This is a genomic window from Luteibacter aegosomatissinici, from assembly GCF_023078495.1.
Classification (GTDB): Bacteria; Pseudomonadota; Gammaproteobacteria; order Xanthomonadales; family Rhodanobacteraceae; genus Luteibacter; species Luteibacter aegosomatissinici.
Window position 1 is genome coordinate 4,771,989 of record NZ_CP095742.1, and the last position, 26,505, is coordinate 4,798,493.

Sequence of the window (26,505 nt, forward strand, 5' to 3'; positions counted from 1 at the left end):
GCAAGCAGGGTGCGGCACCGGTTTTCCCCTCGCGCAGGGGCGCCGCTACACTGCACGGCATGCCCCTCTCGCTCCTGATCGCCGATGACCACCCCATGTTCCGCGGGGCCATGCTGCACGCGCTTGGCGCGCTGCTGGCCGATGGCCGCGCACTGGAAGCCGGCAGCCACAGCGCCATGGAGGCCGTGCTGGCCCGTGGCGAAGCGGTAGACCTCGTCCTCCTCGACCTCACGATGCCCGGCGCGATGGGTTTCTCGTCCTTGCTGTGGCTGCGCGGCGAGCACCCGGATATTCCCGTGCTGGTGGTGTCCTCCAACGATCACCCACGCAATGTGCGCCGCGCGCAGCAGTTCGGTGCGGCCGGGTTCGTTTCGAAATCCGCACCGCCTGAAGTACTACGCGAGGCCGTCGAAACCGTGATGGCCGGTGGCACCGCCTTCATCGGCGCGCGCGCCGAACGCAGCGAGGAAGATGCCAGGCTGGCCGCCCGCCTGGCCAGCCTCACCCCTCAGCAATTCCGCGTCCTGATGCTGCTGGCCGAGGGCCTGCTCAACAAGCAGATCGCCAGCGAACTGGGCCTGGCCGAGAACACGGTGAAGATCCACGTGACGGCGGTGCTATCGAAGCTGGAATGTCGCTCGCGCACCCAGGCGGCTGTGTTGGTGAAGTCGCTTGACCTGGATGAAGGGGTCGAGGGTTCGCACCCGGGCTAACCGGCGACCATCAGCAGGCGCGTCATGACCGCGCGCAGGCGAGCCGGTGCCAGGGGCTTTACCAGGTAGCGAAGCCCCTGCATGGTGGCGCGTTCGATATCCGCCTGGCGCGGCGCGGCTGCCATGAGCACCGTGGGCGGAAGTCGGCCCCAGCGCGAGGCAAGCCCCTCGCGCAACGCATCACCTTCGCGGCCATCCAACGGGTCATCCATCAGGATTAGCGCTGGGGCCTCATCGGTCTCGGCGTAACGCAGTGCCCCGCGCTCACTGCCGACCCCGGTAACGTCACAGCCCCATCCCAGCAGCAGGTCCATGGCCTGGCGTCGTGTCAGCGGGTCGTTATCGATGACGAGAACCCTTTTACCCGCGAAGGGCGATTCATCTTCGGCCGGTGTGTTCTGTTGCGGCAGCGTCTCGCTGGTGTCCGCTAGCGGTAGCGCGATGGAAAACACGCTGCCCTGCCCCTCCCACGAACGCACCGCCACCGTGGCACCGAGTAGCCGCGCGATACGATCCACGATCGACAGACCGAGCCCCGCGCTACGCCGGTCACGGTCTACACCGTTATCCAGGCGCAGGAACTCATCGAAGATGGCGCGCGTCTTCGCCTCGGGAATGCCGACGCCGGTATCCCAGACTTCGATACGCGCCATATCTGCCGTGCGCCGTACACCAACGAGCACGCGGCCACGCGGCGTGTAATGAATGGCGTTGCTGAGGAAGTTTTGCAGTACGCGGCGCAACAGCAGTGGATCACTGCGCACGGCAAGGCGCGTGCGCACGTAGTGCAACGCGAGGCCACGCGTCGATGCGAGGACGGCCGATTGCCGGGCGAGTTCGCGTAACAGGGGATCCAGGGGCACGCTCGCGAAGCGTGGCGCCACGGCACCACCCTCCAGGCGCGAAATATCGAGCAGGCTGGCCAGCAACTCATCCTGCGTATCTAGCGCACTGCGCACACGCTCGACCAGCTCGTGGCCTTCCTTGTCGAGTTTGCCGGCCGCCAGGCTGCCCGCGAATACGCGCGCCGCGTTCAATGGTTGAAGCAGATCGTGCACGGCGGCGGCGACGAAGCGCGTCTTCGAGCGATTGGCTTTGTCAGCTTCGGCCTTGGCCGCGATGAGGTCGCGCGTGCGTTCTTCGACCCGCCGCTCCAGCGACGAGGCGAGACCACGCAGTTCGCGAGCGGTAGCCTTATATGCCGTGATATCCGCATAGCTGGTGACGAAGCCGCCGCCGGGCAGCGGGTTGCCACGAATCTCCAGCGTCGTGCCATCCGGGCGCTCGCGCTCGTACATGTGCGGGCTACCGGCACGCAGGTATTGCAGGCGCCGCTCGATCGCTTCCTCGGTATCGCCGGGGCCGAGCAGGCCCTTGCGGGCGTTAAAGCGGAACATGTCCTCGATGGGCCGCCCTACCCGCATGTACTCGTCGGGGAAGCCGAAGATCTGCTGATAGCGCGAGTTCCACGCCACGAGACGCAGGTCGGCATCGACCACGCTCACGCCTTGCGGCAGGTGTTCAAGATTGCCGTGTCCGCTTTGCGCCGCTTCGTGCGCAGCGGCCACGACGCTGTCCTGCGCCGAACGCAGCGCCGACGCGTGATGCGCCACCATGCGTTCAAGCTCCTCGCGGCTGCGCTGGCGCAGGCGCGCCATGCGCACGCGCTGTTGCATGAACATGCCCAGCAGCAGCACCGGCAGCCACCCCGCGAGGACGCCAAACACCGCGTTGCGCGCGGCGGCGACCGCCGGGCGCGTATCGGCCAGCAGATGCAGTGTCCAGGCCTGGCGTGGCATGGGCAGGGAGCGCCACATGGTGTCGTGCGCGAGCGCAGGCGAGGTCATGCGCACGCGCAAGGTATCGGCCCCTTGTGGTGCCAGCACCTTCCAGAGCACGGGCTGCAGCGGACGTGTGCCGTACTGGCGGGTCGCGGCAATGGCCGCGGCATCGGCAGGCGCAAGCGGGAACAGCACGCGGTAGATCCACTCGGGCCGGTTGGCCAGGAACACCACGTTGTGCGCATCGGACAGGAAGACGACATCGCCGCCCGGCGCCCAGTCTTCCTGCAGCGCATCCAGCGAAATCTTCAGCACCACGACGCCTATGCGCTGCCCGGCGCCATCATCCACGGCCTGGGCAATGAAGTAGCCCGGCACATTGGTGGAGACACCCAGCGCATAGAACGTGGCATAGCCATCGCGCATGGCATCACGGAAGTACGGCCGGAACGCGTAGTCCAGGCCCACGTTGCTCTCCGGGGTGTTCCAGTTGTTCGCGGCCAGGGCCTTGCCGTGCCGGTCGAGCAAGGTGAGCGTCGAGGCACGCACGGCATCGTTGGCGCGATCCAGCTTGGCGTTGAGCGCCGCGGTATCGGCCGCACCCGGCGCACCTTCCAGGGCCGCCTTCAGCTCCGGATCCAGGGCCAGTACCCGGGGCAACACACGGTAACGGTCGATCAGGCGCTGCACCGCCAGGGCATGCAGGTTCAGGCGCTCGCCGGCCTGGTCGCCGATCGCCCCTAAGGCCCGTCGCCACGCCATCCACCCGCCCAGCGCCGCGCTGCCCGCCACCAACAGCAGGAGAAGCAGGAGCCACAGGGCGCGTGGGGAGCGGGTTCTGGCCATGTTCTTGGCGGGCATGGTCGCACAGCGGGCGGGCACCTAGCCGGAATGTGCTATGGGGCTTTGGCGCCGTGCGGGCTACAAAGCCACACCCCATGCTGTAAGCCGCCGCCCGCCATGCTCGTGCAGAACACCACCCCCGCCGCCCCCGTCCCCTTCTACCACCAGACCTATGTGCAGGTGCTGGTGGCGATCGCCCTGGGCGCGATCCTCGGCCACTTCTGGCCCGGGTTCGCGGAGCAGATGAAGCCGCTGGGCGACGCGTTCATCAAGCTGGTGAAGATGGTGATCGCGCCGGTGATCTTCCTCACCGTGGTGACCGGCATCGCTGGCATGCCGCACCTGAACGCCGTGGGCCGCGTGGTGCTGAAGGCCATGGTGTATTTCCTGGTGTTCTCCACCCTGGCGCTCATCGTCGGCATGGTCGTGGCCAATGTGGTGCAGCCGGGCGCGGGCCTGAATATCGATGCGGCCACACTCTCCACCAAGGAGATTGCGACGTACGCCTCGAAGGCGCACGACATGACGCTCACGCATTTCCTGCTGGATATCATCCCGGATACCGTGTTTGGCGCGTTCACCTCGGGCAATATCCTGCAGGTGCTGCTGTTCGCTGTGCTGTTTGGTATTTCGCTCACGCTGGCGGGCGAGCGCTCGAAGCCGGTCATTGCCTTTTTCGAGGCGCTGACCGCACCCGTGTTCAAGCTGGTCCACATCCTGATGAAGGCCGCCCCGATCGGCGCGTTCGGCGCCATCGCCTTCACCATCGGCCGATACGGCATCGGCTCGCTGTCGAACCTGATGTACCTGGTCGCGACGTTCTACGTGACCGCGCTGCTGTTCGTCATCGTGATCCTTGGCACGGTGGCACGGCTTACCGGCTTCTCCATCTTCCAGCTGCTGCGCTACCTGAAGGCCGAGCTCCTGCTGGTGCTGGGCACGTCATCGTCAGAGGCGGCCCTACCCTCGCTCATGGAAAAGATGGAGCGTGCAGGCTGCGACAAGTCCGTCGTCGGCCTGGTGGTGCCCACCGGGTACTCGTTCAACCTGGATGGTACGAACATCTACATGACGCTGGCCGCGCTGTTTATCGCCCAGGCGACCAATACACCGCTCACGCTCGGCGAACAGGTGGCGCTGCTACTGGTGGCCATGGTGAGCTCGAAGGGCGCCGCCGGTGTGACGGGTGCGGGCTTCGTGACGCTCGCCGCCACGCTGTCGGTGGTGCCGTCGCTGCCCGTTGCCGGCATGGCGCTGATCCTTGGCGTCGACCGCTTCATGAGCGAATGCCGCTCGCTGACCAATTTCGTGGGCAACGCCGTGGCGACCATCGTGGTCGCCCGTTGGGAGGGTGCGCTCGATCGCGATGCGCTGCACCAGGCCTTGTCCAACCGCGCCGGTGACAACCGCGCACCTTCGATCATCGCAACACAGGGGGACTAACCATGAGGCTTCTTCGCACCGCGTTGCTCGCGGCTACCGTGGCGTTGGCAAGCACCAGCGCGACATTCGCGCAGGCGGCGCCGCCTGCCAGTAAACCGATCACCTACGATCTGTGGCCGGGCACGCCGCCGGGCGGCGGTGGCCCGAGTGGTCCCGAGCGCATCGGCCAGACTGGCACCGGCGTGGGCGCGGTATCCAACATCAGCCGGCCGCGCATCGAGGTGTACAAGCCCGCCAACCCGAATGGAGCCGCCGTCCTGCTCATTGGTGGCGGTGGCTACTTCCGCATTGGTATCGGCCATGAGGTGATGCCGACGGCACGCTGGCTCGCTGCGCTGGGTGTAACGCCCGTGGTGCTCTATTACCGCCTGCCCGCTGATCGCTGGCCGGCCGCCGCGCCGTTCCAGGATGCGCAACGCGCCATGCGCCTGGTGCGTGCGCACGCGCAGGAGCTGGGTATTGATCCGAAACGCGTGGGTGTCATCGGCTTCTCCGCCGGTGGCAACCTGGCAGGCATTGCCGAGACGCGTTTCGCGGATGCGTTCTACCCCGCGGTGGATGCGAGTGACACGTTGTCGGCGCGCCCGGATTTCGCCGGGCTGATCTACCCCGTTGTGTCGCTGCAGAAGCCCTACGACACGACGCGCTCGTTCCGCGAGCTGTCCTCGCAGGGCGATGCGGTGCAGGCCTACTCGGTGGAGCTGCACGTCACACACGACACACCGCCCACGTTCCTGGCCCAGGCCGCGGACGATCCCATCGCCAACATCGGCAACAGCCTGGTGATGTTCGATGCGCTGCGCCGTAGTGGTGTCGACAGCGAACTGCACGTTTTCGACAAGGGCGGCCATGGCTGGGGCCTGGGCGATCCGGGCAGTGCACCTTCCGCCTGGCCACGCCTGTTCGCCGCGTGGGCGCGCCGCGCCGGCTTCTTCAACGCCGTGGATGCCGGGCCGTTCGCCGCACCCGCCGTTACCCCCGCCTCGCCTGCCGCGTCGAACGACGATGCCGGCGGTATCGACGACAACTAAACGCAGGGATCGCCAACATGACCATCAAGTCCCGCCTGTACCCGGCGCTGGCCGCGGTATTGTTCGCCGGTGCCTGCACGCCGGCATTTGCCGCCCATGAAGTAACCAATGCGGAGCTCTTGAAGCTGATCAAGGCGCAGTCGGCCGAGATCAATGAACTGAAGCAACGCCTCGCTGCCGTGGAAGGTGCACGGAACGGCGCAACGCCCGTAGTCGCCGCTACCGGCACTACGGCGAGCGGCACGCCGGCCGCAGCCGCCACGCCTGTCAGCGACGAGACAGCCCGCCGCGAAGCGCAGGTCGACAATGCCATTGCCGATACCCGCGAGAGTGAGATGGCCGTGGCCATGGCCCGTGGTTCGGGCAAGGCATCCGGTGGATCGGGCGCGCGCTGGGGCCGTGGCGGCGAGGCTGGCCCGGTGTTCCGCAGCGACGATGGCTTCTTCACCTTCAAACCGGATGGCCGCCTGCTGTACGACATCAGCCGGACCTCGGGCTCGGGTTATGAGACACGCAACATCACCGGCTCGCAGATCACCAGCGCCCGTCTTGGTGGCGAAGGGACGATCGGCGCGCTCGGGTATCACATCGAAGCGGACTTCGCGGATAACGAGGTGGCGCTGCGTCAGACGTACCTGACCTATACGACCCAGGTGTTCGGCAACCGGACCAAGTTCTACCTCGGCAATTTCCTCAAGGACCTGGGCACGGAAGGCTCGTCCGAGTCCGCACGCGTGCCGTTCATGCTGCGCAACGCGGCCACCGCGGTCGGCCAGCCGGTGGTGAGCTACTTCGGCATGGGTGGTCAGATGCGTATGTATGGTGACGGCTGGCATGTCAGCCTGTCGGTGAATGGCAACGCGCCGAACAGCTCAACCTCGGGCACGAATACCGATAGCACGACCTACCTCACCCGCGCCCACTGGAATCCGCTGAAGGGTGCCGATGGCTTTATCCACATGGGTGCCTGGTACTACTACGAGAAGATCAGCGACGGCGTCACCAGCATCAACAACACGCCTGCCATTGCGGCGGATTACAACGACAACCTCGCGGTCTCCGCCAGCTCTATCGCCAACCCGACCCAGGATCACGGCAAGGGCTTCGAACTCGGCGGTGTATACCGAAACTTCTGGATGATGAACGAGTACGGCAAGCGCACCATCGATTCCAGCACGGCGGATTCGGTGAGCCGGCACGGCTCCTCGTTCGCGGCCGGCTGGATGATCACCGGCGAAGCGCCAGGCTTCTCCAGGACATCGGGCAGCTGGAAGGCCGTGAAGGTGACCAACCCCGTGACCTCCGGCGGCTGGGGCGCCTTCGAACTGGCTGGCCGCGTCGACCACTACGACTACGCCGATGCGCCGCGCGGCGGCAAGGGCAAGAGCTACACCCTTGGCCTGAACTGGTACCTCAACGACTGGTCCCGCCTGATGCTGAACTGGGTGCACTGGAACACCGATAACAAGGTCGGCAGCTTCCAGGGGCCGGATGCGGGCAATACCGTATCGATGCGGGCGCAGGTGGTGTTTTAACCGAGCCTTTGTTCCACGGGGTGGAACGCAGTTAGCTGAGCGGAGGGCATGATCCAGGTGCGGTGGAGGTGCAGCATGTCTGCACTCCCACTCGATGGAACCTGCATTATGCCTTTCGCAAACTTCAAAATGCCCCAGGGCGTACTCAACCACGCCCAGAAGGAAGAGATCATCCACCGCACGACAGCCATGTTCGTCGAATACTTCGGCGAGGGGGTACGCCCTTTCAGCATGGTGCTTGTTGACGAAGTCGCCGATGGCGGTTGGGGGCGCGCGGATGAAGTGCTGACGATGGAGAAAATGGGCCTGACAACGCGTCACGGCCCCTAACTCGCCGCGCCCGCAAGGACGTACGAAATTTTCGAACATTTTGTTCGATTTCATTGCCTTTGTTGGGGGACTACCGTCCCCACCTTTGCCGCCGTGGGTGGAGCCAAAGAACCAAAGGTGAACCATGAAAACTCGTACTTTCCTCATTACGGGCGCCAGCAAGGGCATTGGCCGTGCGCTTTCCGACATGCTTGCGGCGCAGGGGCACCGGGTGGTGGGGGTCGCGCGGAACGCGAACGATCCCACCTTCCCGGGCGAGCTGGTGGCTATCGATCTTTCCGATCGCGCCGCGACCGATGCAGGGCTGGAGGCGTTAGTTGCGCGCCATGACTTCGATGGCGTGGTGAACAACGTCGCCCTGGTGCGCCCCCAGCGGATCGGCGACGTGGATCTCGACGAACTGGACCTGACCTTGCGTGTGAACCTGCACCCGACCGTCCAGGCGGTGCAGGCGCTGTTGCCCGGCATGCGTGAGCGCGGCTGGGGCCGCATCATCAATATCTCCAGCCTCACCATCCTTGGCATGGTGGAGCGCACCGCGTATGCCGCCGCGAAAAGTGCGATGGTGAGCTTCACGCGATCGTGGGGACTCGAACTGGCGCGCACGGGCATCACCGTGAACTCGGTGGCGCCCGGTCCGACCGAGACCGTGCTGTTCCGTGAGAACAACCCGCCAGGTAGCGAAGGGGAGAAGCGCTACCTGGCCTCGGTGCCGATGAATCGCTTTGGCAAGCCTGAGGAAATCGCTGCGACGATCGCGTTCCTGCTCGGTGACGAGGCCTCGTTCATGACCGGCCAGACGCTGTTCGTCGATGGCGGCGCTTCGATCGGCAAACTGCCGTTCTGAACGCACGCTGGCGGTGCGTAATTGTCTAACACGCACGGGGCTGCTTATGCTCTGGGCCATGCATGCTCGCACCGCCAGCCTGTTCCAGCGCCTGCGCTCCCATAAGGGGGCGTGGTTGCTTGTGTTCGCTGCGATTATGCTCAAGGTGGCCGCGGCCACCGTGTGTGTTCTCGACGGCCCCAAGGTCGTTGCCCTTGCCGCTTCGCAGGTGGCCACCGCGCAAGCTGATGTGACGACGCACGCCAGCACCGCCACCGATGACGAAGACTGCCTGCTGGGCGAAGTGGGCGGATGCCATTGCGCCTGCGCCCACGCGGTAACCTTGCCCGCGACCGCGCCGTTCGTCGCGGCTGTCGCCATCCCGCCCGCGCTTAGCGTGCATCTGCCTGCTTCACCAGCGCCGCTCGTCAGCCCTTCGCCCTTGCGCCCACCTATCGCCTGATCACGTGAACTGGCGCGCCACGACATTGCGTCGTGGCGTGGATTTTCCGTGTTTCAGGAGAGACCCCCATGTTCCCCATGCGTGCTGCGCCGTTCGGCGCCGTGTGCGTATTCCTCGTGGCTTCCGTCGCCGCGAGCCCTTCGCCGCCGCCGGTAAAGGCCGCGGTCGAAGCCCTTTGGCGTGACAACCCGCAGGTACAGGCGGCCGAGGCCAACCTGCGCGCCGCGCACGAGCGTGCGAGCGGCGCCGCGCAACCCTTCTACAACCCCTCGCTGCAACTGGAGGGCGAGAACGCCGATGTCGACCGGCGCACCGCGGGCGCGAGCCTCGCTCTGGATGTCACCGGCAAGCGCAAGGCGCGCATCGCGGAAAGCGATGCCGATGTGCGGGCTCGTACCGCCGAGCTGGCGCTGGCGCGCCGCGATATCACCCTGGACTGGTTGAAAGGCTGGACCGGCGTCGCCCTGGCCCATGATCAGGCTGCGCTGGGCCGCCGTCGCGTTGAACTCATGCAGGCCTTCGATGCGCTGGCGGCGCAACGCCTGAAGACCGGCGACATCAGCAGCCCGGAGCGCGACCTGGCTGCGCTCGCCTTAGGCGAAGCGCTGGTTCAGCAGGCGTCGCTGGATACGCAGGAAGCCGACGCCCGTGCGGCGCTAGCGATCACCGGAACCGCGAACGCTCCGAACGCTGCGAACGCTGCGAATGCGCAGATCGTAACGACAGACCTTCCGCCCGCCGCGACGACCATCATCCCCCTGTCGGCCGATGAACGCCCCGACCTGCTCCTCGCCCGCGCAGCACAGGACCGCGCCGATGCCGCGGTGACCGTCGCCGACCGGGCACGCCGTCCTGATCCCACGATCAGCGTCACCGGTGGCCAGGTACGTAGCGGCCCGCGTACCGATCGTGTCATCGGGGTGAGTGTGTCCATGCCACTGCCCGTACGCGATTCGGGGCGTTACAGCGTGAGCGCTGCGCGCGCGGAAGCGGATGCCGCGTACGCATCGACACGCGCGGCCGCGCTGCGGACCGATGCACAGCTGGTGAGGGCGCAGGCGACCTACACCGCCCTGCGCACCGCGAGCGAAACCTTCGGCAAAGGCCGCGCTGGCGCCTTCGATGAGCGGGCGCGCCTGCTCGAAAAGCTCTGGCAAGCCAGTGAGATCACCACCTCCGACTACCTGCTTCAGTTGAAGCAAAGCCTCGATACCGCCGTCTCCGGCATCGCCCTCCAGAACCAGGCCTGGCAGGCGTGGTTCGACTACCTCGCCGCGGCGGGCCGCTTGCCTGCATGGATCGATGGCACCGACAAGGACACTTCCCCATGATGCGTACCGTTCTTTTCGCCGCGCTGCTTTGCGCTACCCCCGCGCTGTTTGCTGAAGAGTCCAACCCCCTCGTTCTCGACGCGAAAGCGATCAAGGCCGAAGGCATCACGCTGGCGACGGCGAGCCTGCGCACCCTGACCGACCAGGTGCGCGCGCCGGGCGAGGTGCGCGCCGATGCGTATGCCACCGCGCTGGTCTCGCCACGCGTGCCCTCACAGGTCGTCGCTCGCAAGGCGAAGCTGGGCGATGTCGTGAAGGCCGGCCAGCCGTTGGTGGTGCTCTCCAGCGTGGAGGTCGCCGAGACGCAGGGCGAGCTCATCGTCGCCAGCCAAGACTGGGCGCGCGTGTCATCACTGGGGCCCCAGGCGGTGTCCGCGCGCCGCTACAACGAGGCACTGGTGCAGCGTGACCAGGCTCGGGCGAAGCTCAAGGCGTATGGCCTCTCCGAGGGGCAGATCGGCCAGCTCATACGCCGGGGCTCTGCGGCCGCCGATGGCAGCTTCGAGCTCCTGGCGCCGCAGGCGGGGCGTGTCACGACGGATGAGTTCATGCTCGGCGAGCGGATCGAGCCCGGCCGCACGCTGTTTACGCTGGTGGCGGAGTCATCGGTGTGGGTTGAAGCCCGCCTTGCCCCAAGTATCGCCGAACAGGTACGCGCCGGTGCGGCCGTCACCGTATCCGCGCACGGCAAGACGCTGAAGGGCAGTGTCATCCAGCGCTCGCACCAGACCGACGAGAAGACCCGTACGGTCAACGTACGCATACAGGTACCCAACGAAGGCGATCTCCTGCACCAGGGCGAGCTGGTGGAATGCCGCATCGACGTGGCGAGTCAGTCACGCCAGCTGGCCGTTCCCGCCGATGCCATCGTGCTGCTGCAAAACCAGCCCACCGTCTTCGTACGTGGCGAACAGCCGGGGCAGTTCGAGCCGGTATCGGTGGAAGCAGGCGAAACACGCGACGGTTGGACCGAGATCAAGCGCGGCCTGGGTGAAGGCACACCGTACGTGAGTAGGGGTGCGTTCGCGCTGAAGGCGCGCCTGCTCCGTTCGCAGCTGGGAGAGGAGTGATGCTGGCGCGCCTCGTTGAACTCTCGCTCAAGTACAAGGTACTGGTGCTGATTGCCTTCGCCGCGGTGGCCGCGTTTGGCTACCAGGCTGCGCGCACGCTGCCGATCGACGCCTTCCCCGATGTGACACCCGTGCAGGTGAACGTCTACACCGAGGCCCCGGGCCTCGCTGCGGAAGACGTGGAGCAGCTGCTGACCACCCCGGTGGAATCCGCGTTGGGTGGCTTGCCGAAGGTGCAGGAGATCCGCTCGGTGAGCCTGTTCGGGTTGTCGTATGTGTCGGTCTACTTCGACGATGCCATGGATATCTACTTCGCCCGGCAACTGGTGAACGAGCGCCTGCAGCAGGTGGGCGAGCGCTTGCCCGCCGGCTACGGCAAGCCCGAAATGGGGCCGAACACCTCCGGGCTTGGCCAGGTGTTCTGGTACACCGTGGAGCGCGGGGATAAAGCCCTGAAGGACAGCCCATCCGACATGGACCTGCGCAGCCTGCAGGACTGGACCGTGCGCCTGATCCTGCGCACCGCGCCTGGCGTGGACGATGTCACGTCATGGGGCGGCCAGGAAAAGCAGTACCAGATACGCGTGGATCCGCTGCGCCTGATCGCACACGACCTCGGCTTCAAGGATGTGCTGCAAGCGCTGGAGGCCAATAACGCCCAGGTCGGGGGCAACTTCATCGATGTGGGCCGCGAGCAGTACCTCGTGCGCGGGCTAGGCCTGGTGAAGACGGCGGCCGACATCGGCAACATCGTGCTCAAGACGGAAGACGGCACCCCTGTGTACGTGCGTGATGTCGCGACCGTGACCGAAGCGGGCGCACCGCGCACCGGTGCCGTGACCCGCGATGGCAAGGAAGTGGTCATGGGCCAGGCACTGGCCCGCATTGGCGAGAACGCGCGCAATGTCGTGGATGCCGTGAAGGCACGGCTGGAGACGGTGAAGCAGGCGCTTCCCGAAGGCGCCGTCGTCAAGCCGGTGTACGAGCGTACCGATCTGGTCAACGCCGCTGTCGGCACCGCCGTGCGGGCGCTTATCGAAGGGTCGGTGCTGGTTGCACTGGTGCTGTTCCTGTTCCTGGGCGAACTGCGCAGCGCGCTGGTCGTGGTCATCACCCTGCCGCTGGCCATGCTGATCGCCTTCATCGGCATGGAGAAGGTAGGCCTGTCGGCCAACCTGATGTCGCTGGCAGGCCTGGCCATTGGCATCGGCATGATGGTCGATGGTGCCGTGGTGGTCGTGGAGAACGCATTCCGGCTCATGGCGGAAAAGCGAGCCCATGGGGAAACGGTCGACAGGACCGCGGCGGTGCTTGCCGCGGCGCGTGAGGTCGCCAACCCCGTCGCCTTTGCAATCCTGATCATCATCGTCGTGTTCCTGCCGTTGTTCGGCCTGCAAGGGCTGGAAGGCAAGATGTTCAAGCCAATGGCATTCAACATCGCGTTCGCAATGGGCGGCTCGCTGCTCCTGTCGCTCACCCTCGTGCCGGTGCTCGCGGCCATGGTGCTGAAGCCGAAGGAGGAGAAGGACACCCGCCTGGTGGCCTACCTCAAACGCGGCTATGCGCGACTGCTGGGCTGGGCGCTCGCGCACCGGCGCGGCGTGATCATCATCGCCGCCACATCGCTCATCGGCGCGCTGGCGCTGTTCCCCTTCCTCGGCAAGGAGTTCATGCCCAACCTGCGCGAGGGCGCCATCATGTGGCGCATCACCTCTATTCCTTCCGCCTCGCTCGAGGAATCCATCGATGTATCGCGGCGCGTGGCCGAGCGGATCAAGGCGAAGTTTCCTGAAGTAGATACGACACTGGCGATGATCGGCCGCGCCGAGAAGGGCGAGACCGCTGATGTGAACTATATGGAGGTGTACACGCCACTCAAGCCGAAGGACCAGTGGCGTGATGGCGAAACGCTGGAAACGCTCGAGGCATCGATGCAAAGCGAGTTGACCGCGCTTCTGCCCACGGCGGTCGTCAGCTACACACAACCGATCCAGATGCGAATCGAAGAGTTGATCTCCGGTGTTCGCGCCACCCTGGCGCTCAAGGTCTATGGCAATGACCTGGGTGAACTCGACCGCCTCGGCGCGCAGCTGAAGGCAACGCTTGGTCGTGTGCCGGGCGTGGCCGACCTGGCCGTGGAGGCGAACATCGGAAAGCCGCAGGTACGCATCGAGGTGGACCGGGATGCCCTGGCGCGTTACGGCCTCAATGCCGATGATGTGCTCACGGTCGTACGCAACGGCATTGGCGGCGAGCCGGTGGGAACGCTGCTGGATGGCGTGAAGCGCTTCGATATCGCCGTTCGCCTGGATGACGCCAGCAAGGCGAACGTGCAGGCGATCGAGCGCATTCCGCTGCGAACGCCGTCGGGTGCCCTCGTCCAGTTGAGCCAGGTGGCGAAGGTCACCACCGCCGAGGGCTATTCATTCATCCGCCGCGAACAGCTGCAGCGCTATGCCGTCATCCAGATGGATGTGCGCGGCCGCGATATCGATGGCTTCGTCCAGGAGGCGAATGCGGCGATCGCGCGTGAGGTGAAGATCCCCGCCGGCTACTACACCGAGTGGGGTGGCGCCTTCGAGAACCAGCAGCGGGCGCTGGCCCGGCTGGCGATCATCGTGCCCGCGACAATCTTCCTGATCTTCATCCTGCTCTATACCGCGTTCAACTCGATGCGCTATGCCGCACTGATCCTGGCCAATGTCCCGTTCGCCACCATCGGTGGCATCGTTGGCCTGTTCCTCACGGGACAGTATCTTTCGGTACCCTCGGCCATCGGCTTCATTGCGGTATTCGGCGTGGCCATGCTCAACGGCATTGTTCTGGTGAGCTTCCTCAACGAGCAGCGGCATGCCGGCCTGCCCGTTCGCGAGGCGGTGCTACGCGGGACGGCGTTGCGCCTGCGCCCCGTGCTGATGACCGCGAGCGTGGCGATCCTGGGCCTGGTCCCCATGCTGCTCTCCACGGGTGTGGGCGCAGAAACCCAACGCCCCCTGGCGACGGTGGTGGTCGGCGGGCTGATCACCGCCACCCTGCTCACACTGGTGCTGTTGCCGGTGCTCTACGACTGGATGGAGCAGCGGCGCGTGAAGGCGGGAAGCGATAAGACATGATTCGACAAGCCGTTCCTATCCACGGCAAGTAATGCCCCCTTCGGCATGCGGAGAATGCGCTGCCCGGTCGCCCCGGGCAGCCATTCACTACTGACGGTTCCGCCATGTCGATCTCAAAGGGGCTCACGGCTCCGCTGCTTTCTGCCGCCATCCTGGCGGCGTCGGGCTTGCGCGCATCCGCGCCGCCCAGCCCTGCGGATAACTTCCACGCAGCATCGGACCAGGCCATGGCCGTGATGATGAAAGGCATGGACGCGCCGCCTACCGGCGATGTCGACCACGATTTCGTGGCCATGATGGTGCCGCACCACCAGGGCGCCATCGATATGGCGATCGCCGAACTGAAGTACGGCCGCGACGAGCACCTGCGCCGTATCGCCCAGGAAATCATCGTGGATCAGCAGCAGGAGATCGCGGCCATGCGGCTGGCGCTCAACCAGCCATTGCCGCCCTCCGCGCCAGCCCCGACCACCGTCACCACCCGCCCGCCCACCGCCGGCGTCAAGGAATCGCCATGAAAGCGCGCGCTCTTATCGCCGTAGGGCTGGCCCTGCTACCCATCCTGTCGCTTGCCCAGCAAGCGCCCTGGGGCAAGCCCGACAAGCCCATTACCCACGCCGATCGTGTGTACGCGGCCGAGCAGTTTTCCAATACGGTATCGGTGACCGACCCGGTGGATAACAAGCTGCTGGGTGTGATCCGTCTGGGCGATCCCCAACCCATGAACTTCGCGCCGCTGTACAAAGGCCAGGTGCTCACCCACGGCATGGGCTTCTCGCCCGATGGCAAGACGCTGGCAATTGTATCCATCGGCTCCAACGGCGTGAGCTTCATCGATACCGCCACCAACACGGTCAAGCACACGACCTACGTGGGCCGCTCGCCCCACGAGGCGTTCTTCACGCCCGATGGCACAGCCGTATGGGTAACCGTACGCGGCGAGGATTACGTCGCCGTCATCGACGCGAAGACGTACGAAGAAGTGGCGCGGGTAAAGACACCTGCCGGCCCGGGCATGACCATCTTTTCCCCGGATGGGAAGTACGCGTACATCTGCTCGTCGTTCAATCCGGCCACCGTCGTGATCGATGTCGGCACGCGCGAGCAAGTGGGCGAGGTGAAACAGCCAAGCCCGTTCTGCCCGAACATCGCCGTCACGCCGGATGGCAAGCAGGTGTGGTTCACCCTGAAGGACACCGGCAAGCTGGTGGCCTTTTCGGCGCTGCCGCCCTTTCCCGTGTTGAAGACCATGGACATGGGCCCGATCGCCAACCACGTGAACTTCGCGACGGTAAAGGGCGTGCCGTACGCCTATGTCACGGTCGGCGGCTTGAGCCAGGTGAAGGTGCTTCGCGTCAGTGACTATTCGGTCGTCGCCACCATCCCGGTGGGCGCGATGCCGCACGGTGTGTGGCCCTCGTCGGATGGGTCGCGCGTGTACGTGGGGCTCGAGAACGATGACAAGCTGGCCGTGATCGATACCGCTACGAACAAGGTGGTTGCCACTGTCCCCATCGGCCAGGCACCGCAGGCGCTCGCCTTCGTCTCCAACGCGGCCGCCTCGCCACAGGCCGACAAGTCGCTCGCGCAACTAGGCATCGCGGGTAACACGTACTCGCTGACACTGAACGACGCCAGCGGCGAACGCACGCATGTCACCCTGTTCGACCAGGGCCTGGTGCAGGTGCTGCAAGCCGCGGTGACCGGCCTTGAGCCGAAGAAGGCTTACTTCATCGCGCTGGCCGATTCGCCCACCGGCAGCAACCTGCAACCGCTCGCCCGCTTCATGACCAACCCGGCCGGCGCCGCCATCGTGAATGCGTCTGGGCCGATCCGGCAGTTGGTGGACAAGCCGACATCCGGCGCACGGCGGTATCTGGTCATCACCGATGAGGCCACCGGCGCACCCGGCAAGGTGTTGCAGCGCCCGGCGTCATAACGCGACGGGCGCTGGCTCATTGGTCAGGCGGTAGCGGTGGCGTAATCCATATTGCGCAGGTCATCCAGCAGCAACGGGCCGACGGGGTGCCAGTTCAGCCGCTCACGCGTGAGCTTGCTCGAGGCACTCAGGTCGAGGCCCGCGAACATGCCGAGCCAGCCAAAGTGCGCCTGCGCTTCGTCCGGCGTGAGCGACTTCACGGGCAGGCCCAGACCCACACCGAGCACTTCAGCGATCTCGCGCACCGGTACACCTTCTTCGGCAACCGCGTTGTAGCGCGCGCCCGCTTCGGCGCGTTCCACCGCAAGGCGGTACAGCAACGCCACATCATCAACATGCGCCGCCGGCCAGCGATTGCCGCCGTCACCCAGGTAGCCGACGAGGCCCTTCTCGCGGGAGATCTCGATAAACGGCGTGATCAGGCCCTGCTTCTTCGTGTCGTGCACCTGCGGCAGGCGCACCACGGAAACGTTCACGCCGGCATCGAGCTGCACCTTGCCTTCCAACTCCGATGCGACGCGCGGATTGGGGTGCTCGAAGTTGGCAACGTCTTCCGTCGCAAGGGCGCCGTGGCTAGCCTGGCCCAACCCGGTACCGGATGTGATGAGTAGCGGGCGCTTTGAGCCCTTCAGAACCGAACCGAGCGCGGCAATGACGCGGCGGTCCTTTTCGCAGTTGGCCACGAAGTTCGAAAAGTCGTGATCGAAGGCGGTGTGGATGATCGCATCGGCCTTCGCGGCGCCAGCACGGATGCTATCCAGATCCTCGAGCGTGGCGCGATGAGCGTCCGCGCCGTTGGCTCGCAACCACGCCGCGCCGCTTTCGGAACGGGTCATGCCCAGCACCTGGTGCCCTGCGGCGAGCAGCTGCGGGACGATGCGCGAGCCGATGAAGCCCGTGGCGCCGGTAAGGAAGATACGCATGGGGTGTCTCCGGTGGGTTCGATGAAACCCAGTCTGGCCCCGCGTTCTTCCATGTTAAAGTAGTGACGTTATCATGGTATAGGAACCACCTGCCTCGCCATGCCCATCGATCTTGGCAACCACCTCGGCACCTTCCTCCGCGACCGGCGCGCCCGCCTGGATCCGGCCACGTTCGGCTTTGCCGCCGGCCGCCGGCGCACACCAGGCCTGCGCCGCGAGGAGGTCGCGCAGCGCGCCAACATCAGCCCTACCTGGTACACCTGGCTGGAGCAGGGCCGCGGCGGTGCGCCCTCGGCCGAGGTGCTTAACCGCCTTGCCACCGGCCTGATGCTGACCGAGCCTGAGCGCGAGCACATGTTCATCCTGGCGCTGGGGCACGCACCAGAGCCACGTTACAAACAGCCCGAAGGCATCACCCCGCGCCTGCAGCGTGTACTCGATGCCCTGCCCACCAGCCCGGCGATCCTGCGCACCGCGACATGGGATGTCGTGGCATGGAACGCTGCGGCTGCCGCCCTTCTGACGGATTACTCGAAGCTGCCGCGCGAAAAGCGGAACATCCTGCGCCTGATGTTTTCCGACCAGCGCGTGCGTGCCGCACAGGAGGACTGGCTGCGTGTAGCGCAGTTCGTCGTCGCCGCGTTCCGCGCCGATGCCGCGCGCGCGGGTGCCACGGCCGAGATCACGCAACTGGTCGAAGAGCTTTCACGCACCAGCCCGGAATTCGAGGCGCTTTGGCGTAACAACGACATCGCCAGCCACGGCGACGGCCTCAAGCGCCTGCATCACCCCGTGCTTGGCCCGATCGAACTGGAGTTCTCGACGTTTGCGGTGGAGGGCCGGCCCGACCTCACGCTCATGATCTACAACCCGAGCACGGCGGAAACCACCGAAGCCGTGCGCAAGCTGGTTGAGCGCCGGGGCGGCTAGGTCGGCCGCCGAGTGGCCGGATCACTCTTCCAGGGTGAACCCCACCTTCAGCGTGACCTGCCAGTGGGCCACCTTGCCATCCTCCACATAACCGCGGGTTTCCGTGACCTTGAACCAGCGGATATCCCGGATGGTTTTGGAAGCCCGTTCGATCGCGCAACGAACGGCCGCGTCGGTGCCTTCGGGGGACGAGCCGGTCAGCTCGACGGTCTTGTACACGTGGTCGGTCATGGCACCACCCTCTGTGGACGAGGCGTCAACGATCCGATAAGCGTTGTTGTAAGGACGTGAGGCCAGCCCCCGCCCGGGGGGGGGCTGGCGAAGCGCGCCGCACCGGTCCATGCTGCGCGGTGTTTACAGGGGGCGGGATCCATGGGCGAGGGACAACTCAGCAGCGCGGGCGGCGGCATGCCGCTGGGCCAGAGCGACACCCAGTTCCGCCTGTTGGTGGATGGCGTGGCCGACTACGCCATTTACATGATCAGCCCGGAAGGCCTGGTCGCGAGCTGGAACTCCGGCGCCCAGCGCATCAAAGGCTATGCCCCTGCGGAGATCATCGGCCACCACTACCGTGAGTTCTACACGGAGCAAGACCAGGCCAGCCACGAGCCGGAGAACAACCTGCGCCGCGCCGCGAACGAGGGCCGCGCCGAAGCCGAGGGCTGGCGAGTGCGCAAGGACGGCACCCGCTTCTGGGCACACGTGATCATCGACCGCATCCTCGATGACGAGGGCCACTTGCTGGGTTTCGCCAAGGTGACCCGCGACGTCACCGAGCAGCGCCTTGCCGCGCAGCAACTGGAAGAAGCGCGCGAGGCCTTGTTCCAGTCGCAGAAGATGGAAGCCATCGGCCAGCTCACCGGCGGCATGGCGCACGACTTCAATAACCTGCTCATGGCTATCCAGAGCGCGCTCGACCTGTTGGGCCGCCACGTACCCGCCGACGAACACGTACAGAACCTGATCGGCGTGGCGCAGGCCGGCGTCAATCGCGGCAAGAACCTCTCCCAGCGCATGCTCGCTTTCGCGCGCAAGCAGGAACTGCAACCGCGCGCCGTCGATGTCGTCGAACTGGTCCACGGCATGTCCGAGCTGATCGACAGCACGCTGGGTGCGCGTTTCAAGCTGGCCACCCGTTTTGCCTACCGCCTGGATCGCGTCATGGTCGATCCGCACCAGCTGGAACTGGCCCTGCTCAACCTGGTCGTCAATGCACGTGACGCCTATGGCGACGAAGGCGGCCGGATCTCGATCGAAGCGGACATGAGCGAAGCGCCGCACGGCGATGTACCGGGCCTGGCCGAGGGCAGCTACCTGCGGCTGGCGGTGATCGACCAGGGTCCCGGCATGGACGAACGCACCCTGTCCCGTGCCGCGGATCCGTTCTTCACCACCAAGGGCGTGGGCAAGGGCACCGGGCTGGGGCTTTCCATGGTCCACGGCCTCGCGGCGCAATCAAGGGGCCGGCTGGTCCTGCGTAGCCAGGTAAGCGTGGGGACGCGCGCGGACATCTGGCTGCCCGTCGTGACCGCCAGCGATGCCAGGATGGCAGCCGCAGCCGCTCCGCCCACCGCGATGGCCGCGACGAAGGCCGCAGAGACCCTGCGGATCCTCGCCGTCGATGACGACGTGCTTGTGCTCTCGACGCTGAAAGCGTTGCTTGAGGACATGGGTCACGTGGTCACCGCCGCATCCTCGGGTGAACGGGCGATCGAGCTGCTGCGTGGTGAGGAACGCTTCGACCTGTTGCTTACCGACTATGCGATGCCACACCTGACCGGCGGCGATGTCGCCCTCGCCGCACTGACTACCCGTCCGGGCCTGCCCATCGTGCTGGCAACGGGCTATGCCGACATGGCCAACGAAGCCTTCCCCGGCATGCAGCGCCTGGGCAAGCCGTTCGACCGCGATAACCTGGCGCGTGCGATCGCCCGAGCCATGGCGTAAGCCGCCCATGCAGGCGGCGCGTCGGGGTTGGGGCGCATACTAGGCGCCCGGAATACCCAAACGCTGGCGGCAGGTGGCGCGGACAATGTCCCTACAACAGGCTGACTGGCGCGTCGCACTGGATGAACCTGGCCCGCGTTACCTGCAGATCGTGCGGTTCATGGAGAACGCCATCGCCGATGGCCGGTTGCGCGCGGGGGACCGGTTGCCGCCGCAGCGCGAGCTGGCCCGCGCACTGGGTGTCGATCTCACCACCGTGACCCGCGCTTATGCCGAAGCACGCGAGCGCAACCTGCTGCACGCGCGTGGCGCCATGGGTTCGTTCGTTTCCGCGCCACGCTTCGATACCGTGCAGCGGCTCGACCTGGACATGAACCTCCCGCCCCCGCCGCTTGGCGTCGACCTGGGCGACCTGCTGCGGCGGGGCTTCGAGCAGGTGCTTACGCATAGCGAAACGCACGCGCTGATGAGCTACCACCCCGGTGGGGGCACCCCGGCCGATCGCCGGGCCGGTGCGGCCTGGTTGGCCGGCCCGCTGGGTAAGGTCGATCCGGAACGGGTCGTGATCTCGCCAGGCGCGCAGGTGGCGCTCTCCGCGCTGCTGCTCACGCTGACTGCACCCGGTGAAAGCATCGCCTGTGAACCGCTGATCTATCCGGGTTTCCTGAGCGCGGCCGGGCAGCTTGGTCGACACATCCTTCCCCTGGCGGCGGATGCCGAGGGCATGTTGCCCGAGGCGCTCGGGCAAGCCGCCCAGCAAGGCGTGCGCGTGGCTTATCTCAATCCGACGCTGCGCAACCCCATAGCGACCACCATGGGCACCACGCGCCGTGATGCCCTGGCGAGCGTAGCGACCCGGCATGGGTTGGTCTTCGTGGAGGATGATCCCTACTGGCCGCTGGCCACCCAGGCGCCCGCGCCACTGGCCGCACGCGTCGCCGGGCACACGTACTACGTCGCCACGCTTTCCAAGTCGCTCACGCCGGGGCTGCGCACGGCATACGTCGTGGTTCCGGACGGCGAAGCGCGTGCGTCGTTCCTCCACAGCCTGAGTGCGCTGGCGCTGATGTCCACGCCGGTGATGACATCGCTGGCCACGCAATGGATCCAGGATGGCACGGCCGCCCATATCGTCGATGGCGTACGCGCCGAAGCCGATGAGCGCCGTCGTATGGCGGTGAACACCCTGCGGCTTGATCCCTTTACGCGAGGCGAAGGCATTCACCTGTGGGTGCCGCTTCCCCCGCATTGGACCGCGCAAGCCCTGGCCAGCGCCGCCCGGGCGGAAGGCCTGGCCGTCACGCCATCGCAAGCCTTCTCCGCCACCACGCCGACGACGGAAGCCATACGCATATCCCTGGGCGGCATGCGTGAACGCTCGCAGCTGAAGCACGGCCTGGAACGCCTGGCCTGGCTACTGAACGAACCCGCCAACCACGACGACCCCAACCTGTAGGAGCGCGCTTGCGCGCGATGGGTGCTCGCGGGAATCGTGGATCGCGCGCAAGCGCGCTCCTACAAGGGCCGCAGATCGTCAGGGGATCACGGTGTCAGCACGATCTTGCCGACGCTTTCGTTGCTTTCCATGCGCTCATGCGCCGCGGCGGCCTGCGCCAGCGGGAACACGCTATCCACCACCGGATGCATTTCGCCATTCGCGAAGTGGTCCAGCCACGTGTCGCGGAAGCGCTTGGTCATCGCCTGCTTCTCTGGCTGCGAGCGGGTTTTCATCACCGTGCCGAAGATGTGCAGGTGGCGGTAGAGCAATCGCTGCAGGTCAAGCGCGGGCATCTCGCTGCCGCCCAGCAATCCGACCTGCACCAGGCGGCCACCAAAATCGAGCGACGCCAGGTTGCGCTCGAAATACGGCGCGCCAATGAAATCGACGATGAGGTCAACGCCATCCCCGTTGGTCGCCTCCTGGATCGCCTGCGCGAAGTCCGTCGTCGTGTAATCAATACCGACATCCGCACCCAGCTCACGCACGCGCTCGAGCTTCGCGCCTTTCGCCGTGGCGAACACACGTGCACCGCAAGCCTTGGCCAGCTGCACCGCCGCCGAGCCGACGCCACTGGCCGCGGCGTGGATCAACACACTTTCACCCGCAACCAGGCGGCCAAGATGTACGAGGGCTTCATGCGCCGTGACGAATACTTCGGGTATGGCGGCGGCCTGCACATAATCGACCCCGCCAGGGATCGCCATGGCCATGCGGTAGTCGATGCGCGCGAACTCGGCATACGCGCCGCCGCCGACGATACCCATGACCCGGTCGCCGAGCCGCCACTGCCGCACCTCGCTGCCCATCGCCACCACCTCGCCCGCGATCTCCAGGCCCATGAGGGTGGAATCGCCGAAATCCGAGCGGCCGTAGTAGCCCTCGCGGTGGAGTACATCCGCGCGGTTCACGCCGGCGGCGCGTACCCGTACCAGCAAGTCATGCGGCCGTACGGCCGGTTCGGGCAGATCTGCCAGATGCAGGACCGAGGCGGCTCCAAAATCGCTGAAATCGATGGCTCGCATGCGCGTCGTCACAAAGGTGAAAGCGCATAGCATGCGCCTTTCCGTGCATGCGTGTCGTCACGTTCGATCCGGTCGAACGTTCCCACCCGGCGCATGGAACGACAATCCGCAGGCCGCGGCGCATCGTATCTCCATCCTCAAATCCACCCGGAGTTACGCCATGTCCCGCCTTGCCAACAAAGTTGCCATTGTCACCGGTGCCAGTTCCGGTATCGGCCGTGCCACGGCCAAGCTGTTTGCCGCGGAGGGCGCCCGCGTCGTCGTCGGTGCCCGCCGTGAGGCCGAGCTGCAGTCGCTCGTCGCTGAAATCGAAGCGGCCGGTGGCCACGCCGTGGCCCTCGCTGGCGATGTCCGCGAGGAGGCCTACGCGAAGGCGCTGGTTGACCTTGCCGTGGCCCGCTACGGCCGTCTTGATATCGCGTTCAACAACGCCGGTACGCTCGGCCAGACCGGCCCGTCCACCGATGTCAGCGAAGAGGGCTGGAACCAGGCGATCGATATCAACCTGACCGGCTCGTTCCTTGGCGCCAAACACCAGATCGCGCAGATGCTGAAGAACGGTGGCGGCTCAGTGATCTTCACGTCCACCTTCGTCGGCTACTCCTTCGCCTTCCCCGGCACCGCCGCGTATGCGGCGAGCAAAGCCGGCGTAGTCGGCCTGACCCAGGCGCTCGCTGCCGAGTACGGCCCGAACAACATCCGCGTGAACGCGGTGCTGCCGGGCGCGGTGGAAACCGACATGTACCTGGAAATGAACAACACGCCGGAATCGCAGGAGTACATGTACCGCCTGCACGCGCTACGCCGCGTGGCCGCCCCGGATGAGCTGGCCAAGGCCGCGCTGTTCCTGGCCTCGGACGATTCATCGTTCGTGACCGGCACCGCGTCGCTGGTCGATGGCGGCGCATCGATCAGCCGTAGCTGATCCAACACCCCGTGACCTTCGCCACGGGATCGTTCAGGAGGGCGCGCTACAATGCGCCCTCCTCTCGTTCTACCTAGGTGTGCGTCCGATGCGCCAGTAATGCCCGCCGTCCTTTGACGGCCAGCCCTCCTCCCGCCCCGTATTCCGCGGGGAGTGCACGGCATGCCTGGTGATATCCATGACGCGATCCCTCCTGACGCTCGACGGCGTCTCGTTTGTCCTGCCGGATGGCCGGACCCTCTTCCACGACCTGCATGAAACGCTCGACGCGCGGCCGACCGGCCTCGTTGGCGGCAATGGCGTGGGTAAATCGGTGCTTGCACGGGTGTGCGCTGGGCAGCTCCCGCCCGGTTCAGGCCGCTGCGAACGCGGTGTATCCGTGCACTACCTGGCGCAGCAGGCCGATGTCGGCGGTGGCACGGTGGCGTCGCTTGCTGGCCTCGACCGGATTCTCGCCAGCCTTGACCGTATTGAAAGCGGAGGCGTCGAACAGACCGACTTCGATGCCGTGGGTGATGCGTGGGACATGCGCTCCCGGCTGGCAGAGGCGCTCGACGACGCCAACCTCGGCAACCTCGATGCCCATACGCCCACGGCGCAACTCAGCGGTGGTGAAGCCATGCGCGTCGCATTACTCGGCGCGAGGCTCTCCGGCGCGGGCTACCTGATTCTCGATGAACCCACCAACCATCTCGACGGCCCGAACCGCACCGCGCTCATGGCATGGCTCGCCTCCTGGCAAGGCGGCCTGTTGGTGATCAGCCATGATCGCGCGCTGCTCGGGACGATGGAGCGCACGCTGGAGCTTTCGCCGGCAGGCCTGCGCTCGTTCGGTGGTGGCTATCACTTCTACGCTGACCAGATCGCGCGCGAGCGCGAAGCAGCATGTCGCGAACTTGCCAATGCACGAGCCGAACGACGGCGCGGTGAAGAAGCCCTGCGCGAGCAGGCCGAACGGCAAGCGCGGCGTAGCGCACGCGGTGATCGCGAAGGAAAGACAGCAAACTTCGCGCCCATCCTCCTCGGGCGGCGCAAGGAAAAGAGCGAGGCGACCACGGCCCGCTTACGCGGGCAGGCCGAAGAGACGCGCGAGCGCGTGGGGCAACGTGTTGCCTCGGCCGTCGCGGCCGGCGGGCGCGGCGCGGACGTTGTTCTACGGGCGCCCGGCGCATCGACAGCTCAGGGTCGCGTCGCACGCCTTGCCGATGTGGTGTTGCCATGGGGACCACCTCATCTACGGCAGATCGATGTCACGATCAGCGGCGCACAACGCATTGGCATCGTGGGCCCCAATGGCAGCGGCAAGTCCACACTCCTGAAAGTCCTGGCAGGTGAGATCGCACCCGCCTCCGGCACGGCGGATGTGTTCGTACCGTTTGCGCGACTGGACCAACGCCTGACGCAGCTCGATCCAGAACGAAACGTACTTTCCCAACTCATGGATGCGGCGCCAGGAATTCCGGAAGGCGAACTGCGGTCAAGGCTCGCCCTGCTCGGCCTCGATACCGCCACCATCACCACACCGGCATCCCGGCTAAGCGGCGGTGAACGCCTGAAGTCTGCGCTCGCCCTGGCGCTTCTCGCCACGCCACCCGCGCAACTGTTGTTGCTGGATGAGCCGACGAACCACTTGGACCTCGCCTCGACGACGGCTGTTGAGGCCATGCTGCGAGAATATTCTGGCGCCTTGCTAATCATCTCGCATGACGTTCACTTCCTAAACGCAGTCAACCTCTCACTGAGCCTGGAAGCCTCTCCCAGGGGATGGCGCATGGACGCCTGGCGGGGGTAGCGCCTACACAATGCGTCGCCATTCCCTGACTTGCCCATCTAGCCCACGATAGGCAAGATATCCCCACGACGTTCCCCTTGTGCGCGCAGCATTGCGATCGTGCTTGGGGCGGAAACACCGGCTTCGGCCGGTGTTTTTTTATCTGCCTTCTGCCGGCAATCAGTCATCCCAAACGGGAGCGAGACCTTCCGGATTCACCTCACGCCCGTTGCGTTCGAGCATCGCGATGGCCGCCATGTCCTCGTGCGAGAGTTCGAGATCCTGGGCCAGCAGGTTGCTGGCGAGGTTTTCCCTGCGGGTCGAGGATGGAATTACTGCGAAGCCGCGCTGGAGTGCCCATGCCAGTGCAACCTGCGCCACGGTAGCCTCGTGCTTGCGCGCGATGGTCTCCAGTACCGGCTCTTTCAGCACCTTGCCATATGCCAGTGTCATGTAGGAGGTGACGGCAATACCGCGCGATTCGAGGAAGGCCACAAGCTTCCGGTTCTGCAGGTAGGGGCTTAGCTCGATCTGGTTGGTCGCCAGTTCACCCTCACCCACCACCCCGATGGCACGGCGGGTCTGGTCGATGTTGAAGTTGCTGATGCCGATGGCGCAAGTCAGGCCGGCTGATTTGGCCTTAGCCAAGGCTTCGATCGTTTGTTCCAGGGGCACCGCGTGGCCAGGCGCTGGCCAATGGATCAGCGTCAGGTCCACCCGGTCCGTGCCCAGCCTGGCCAGGCTTTCTTCCAGGCTCACCGCCAGCTTGTCAGGGGCGTGGTTATCGATCCAGATCTTGGTGGTGAGGTAGAGCTGATCGCGCGGTACGCCGGACGCGGCGATGGCCTCGCCGATCTCGGCTTCGTTGCCATAGATCTGTGCGGTATCGATCGCACGATAACCGAGCTCCAGGCCCGTGGTGACGCTATCGATGACGGATTGGCCAGTGAGCCGGAAGGTGCCCAGGCCGAAGCGGGGAAGTGCCATGCGCGGTTGCCTCATAGGGTTGCGATGGGCGCATTCTCCGGGGCTTACCTTTGACAAAAAAGCCGCGTATAAGCGAATCAC

At 65.8% G+C, this 26,505-nt stretch carries 22 protein-coding genes; 17 read left to right on the plus strand and 5 right to left on the minus strand.

Annotation, left to right across the window (positions count from 1 at the left end):
• Positions 1–59 precede the first annotated feature (59 nt).
• Entirely contained in the window at positions 60–713 is a 654-nt protein-coding gene (locus tag L2Y97_RS21360; RefSeq protein ID WP_247430759.1) for a LuxR C-terminal-related transcriptional regulator, read from the plus strand.
• Here L2Y97_RS21360 and L2Y97_RS21365 read toward each other — a convergent pair.
• Entirely contained in the window at positions 710–3,340 is a 2,631-nt protein-coding gene (locus L2Y97_RS21365) for a hybrid sensor histidine kinase/response regulator (RefSeq protein WP_247430762.1), read from the minus strand. The two genes, L2Y97_RS21360 and L2Y97_RS21365, sit on opposite strands and share 4 nt — an antisense overlap.
• A gap of 114 nt (positions 3,341–3,454) precedes the next feature.
• Between L2Y97_RS21365 and L2Y97_RS21370 the strand changes: the two genes are divergently transcribed.
• From L2Y97_RS21370 to L2Y97_RS21420, 11 genes are all read left to right on the plus strand, one after another.
• Positions 3,455–4,780 carry a dicarboxylate/amino acid:cation symporter gene (locus L2Y97_RS21370; RefSeq protein WP_247430764.1) on the plus strand — a complete coding sequence of 442 codons (1,326 nt, stop codon included), beginning with the start codon at positions 3,455–3,457 and terminating at the stop codon, positions 4,778–4,780.
• Between the two features lie 2 nt (positions 4,781–4,782).
• Positions 4,783–5,811: an alpha/beta hydrolase gene (locus tag L2Y97_RS21375; protein ID WP_247430767.1), complete on the plus strand. Its 1,029-nt coding sequence runs from the start codon at positions 4,783–4,785 to the stop codon at positions 5,809–5,811.
• 17 nt (positions 5,812–5,828) lie between these two features.
• Positions 5,829–7,346, plus strand: a complete 1,518-nt coding sequence (locus tag L2Y97_RS21380) for an OprO/OprP family phosphate-selective porin (protein WP_247430770.1) — start codon at positions 5,829–5,831, stop codon at positions 7,344–7,346.
• Positions 7,347–7,454: 108 nt separating this feature from the next.
• Positions 7,455–7,676, plus strand: coding sequence for a tautomerase family protein (locus L2Y97_RS21385; RefSeq protein WP_247430773.1), 222 nt, complete (start codon positions 7,455–7,457; stop codon positions 7,674–7,676).
• 124 nt (positions 7,677–7,800) lie between these two features.
• The gene (locus L2Y97_RS21390) at positions 7,801–8,523 is read left to right on the plus strand and encodes an SDR family oxidoreductase (protein ID WP_247430776.1); all 723 of its coding nucleotides are present in this window, start codon (positions 7,801–7,803) and stop codon (positions 8,521–8,523) included.
• 58 nt (positions 8,524–8,581) lie between these two features.
• Positions 8,582–8,965: a hypothetical protein gene (locus L2Y97_RS21395; RefSeq protein ID WP_247430779.1), complete on the plus strand. Its 384-nt coding sequence runs from the start codon at positions 8,582–8,584 to the stop codon at positions 8,963–8,965.
• A 68-nt stretch (positions 8,966–9,033) separates the two neighbouring features.
• Positions 9,034–10,296, plus strand: a complete 1,263-nt coding sequence (locus L2Y97_RS21400; protein WP_247430781.1) for a TolC family protein — start codon at positions 9,034–9,036, stop codon at positions 10,294–10,296.
• Positions 10,293–11,366, plus strand: a complete 1,074-nt coding sequence (locus L2Y97_RS21405) for an efflux RND transporter periplasmic adaptor subunit (protein WP_247430784.1) — start codon at positions 10,293–10,295, stop codon at positions 11,364–11,366. The genes L2Y97_RS21400 and L2Y97_RS21405 overlap by 4 nt, the downstream gene beginning before the upstream one ends.
• A complete protein-coding gene (locus L2Y97_RS21410) occupies positions 11,366–14,479 on the plus strand; it encodes an efflux RND transporter permease subunit (protein WP_247430786.1) in 3,114 nt (1,037 codons plus the stop codon). The genes L2Y97_RS21405 and L2Y97_RS21410 overlap by 1 nt, the downstream gene beginning before the upstream one ends.
• A 104-nt stretch (positions 14,480–14,583) precedes the next feature.
• Positions 14,584–14,997, plus strand: a complete 414-nt coding sequence (locus tag L2Y97_RS21415) for a DUF305 domain-containing protein (RefSeq protein ID WP_247430789.1) — start codon at positions 14,584–14,586, stop codon at positions 14,995–14,997.
• Positions 14,994–16,418: a YncE family protein gene (locus tag L2Y97_RS21420; RefSeq protein WP_247430792.1), complete on the plus strand. Its 1,425-nt coding sequence runs from the start codon at positions 14,994–14,996 to the stop codon at positions 16,416–16,418. Before L2Y97_RS21415 ends, L2Y97_RS21420 begins: the two co-directional genes overlap by 4 nt.
• Before the next feature lie 23 nt (positions 16,419–16,441).
• Here the strand turns inward: L2Y97_RS21420 and L2Y97_RS21425 are convergent, their stop codons facing one another.
• Positions 16,442–17,341 carry an SDR family oxidoreductase gene (locus L2Y97_RS21425; RefSeq protein ID WP_247430795.1) on the minus strand — a complete coding sequence of 300 codons (900 nt, stop codon included), beginning with the start codon at positions 17,339–17,341 and terminating at the stop codon, positions 16,442–16,444.
• Positions 17,342–17,440: 99 nt separating this feature from the next.
• On the opposite strand from L2Y97_RS21425, the gene L2Y97_RS21430 reads away from it, so the two are divergent.
• Entirely contained in the window at positions 17,441–18,271 is an 831-nt protein-coding gene (locus tag L2Y97_RS21430) for a helix-turn-helix transcriptional regulator (protein WP_247430797.1), read from the plus strand.
• Between the two features lie 21 nt (positions 18,272–18,292).
• Here the strand turns inward: L2Y97_RS21430 and L2Y97_RS21435 are convergent, their stop codons facing one another.
• Positions 18,293–18,502, minus strand: a complete 210-nt coding sequence (locus L2Y97_RS21435) for a dodecin (protein ID WP_247430800.1) — start codon at positions 18,500–18,502, stop codon at positions 18,293–18,295.
• Positions 18,503–18,643: 141 nt separating this feature from the next.
• On the opposite strand from L2Y97_RS21435, the gene L2Y97_RS21440 reads away from it, so the two are divergent.
• Together L2Y97_RS21440 and L2Y97_RS21445 are read left to right on the plus strand one after the other, a co-directional pair.
• A complete protein-coding gene (locus L2Y97_RS21440) occupies positions 18,644–20,218 on the plus strand; it encodes a PAS domain-containing sensor histidine kinase (protein ID WP_247430803.1) in 1,575 nt (524 codons plus the stop codon).
• Between the two features lie 85 nt (positions 20,219–20,303).
• Positions 20,304–21,674 (plus strand): aminotransferase-like domain-containing protein, encoded by a 1,371-nt coding sequence (locus L2Y97_RS21445; protein WP_247430806.1) that lies wholly within the window; start codon positions 20,304–20,306, stop codon positions 21,672–21,674.
• Positions 21,675–21,760: 86 nt separating this feature from the next.
• On the opposite strand, the gene L2Y97_RS21450 is transcribed toward L2Y97_RS21445, so the two are convergent.
• On the minus strand, positions 21,761–22,741 hold the full coding sequence (locus tag L2Y97_RS21450) for an NAD(P)H-quinone oxidoreductase (protein WP_247430808.1): 981 nt from the start codon (positions 22,739–22,741) through the stop codon (positions 21,761–21,763).
• Positions 22,742–22,901: 160 nt separating this feature from the next.
• Here L2Y97_RS21450 and L2Y97_RS21455 point away from each other — a divergent pair, with 160 nt between their 5' ends.
• A complete protein-coding gene (locus L2Y97_RS21455; protein ID WP_247430811.1) occupies positions 22,902–23,666 on the plus strand; it encodes an SDR family oxidoreductase in 765 nt (254 codons plus the stop codon).
• A gap of 178 nt (positions 23,667–23,844) precedes the next feature.
• On the plus strand, positions 23,845–25,458 hold the full coding sequence (locus L2Y97_RS21460; protein WP_247430814.1) for an ABC-F family ATP-binding cassette domain-containing protein: 1,614 nt from the start codon (positions 23,845–23,847) through the stop codon (positions 25,456–25,458).
• A gap of 159 nt (positions 25,459–25,617) precedes the next feature.
• Here L2Y97_RS21460 and dkgB read toward each other — a convergent pair whose 3' ends face one another.
• Positions 25,618–26,424, minus strand: coding sequence for a 2,5-didehydrogluconate reductase DkgB (dkgB, locus tag L2Y97_RS21465; RefSeq protein WP_247430817.1), 807 nt, complete (start codon positions 26,422–26,424; stop codon positions 25,618–25,620).
• Between the last annotated feature and the right edge of the window lie 81 nt (positions 26,425–26,505).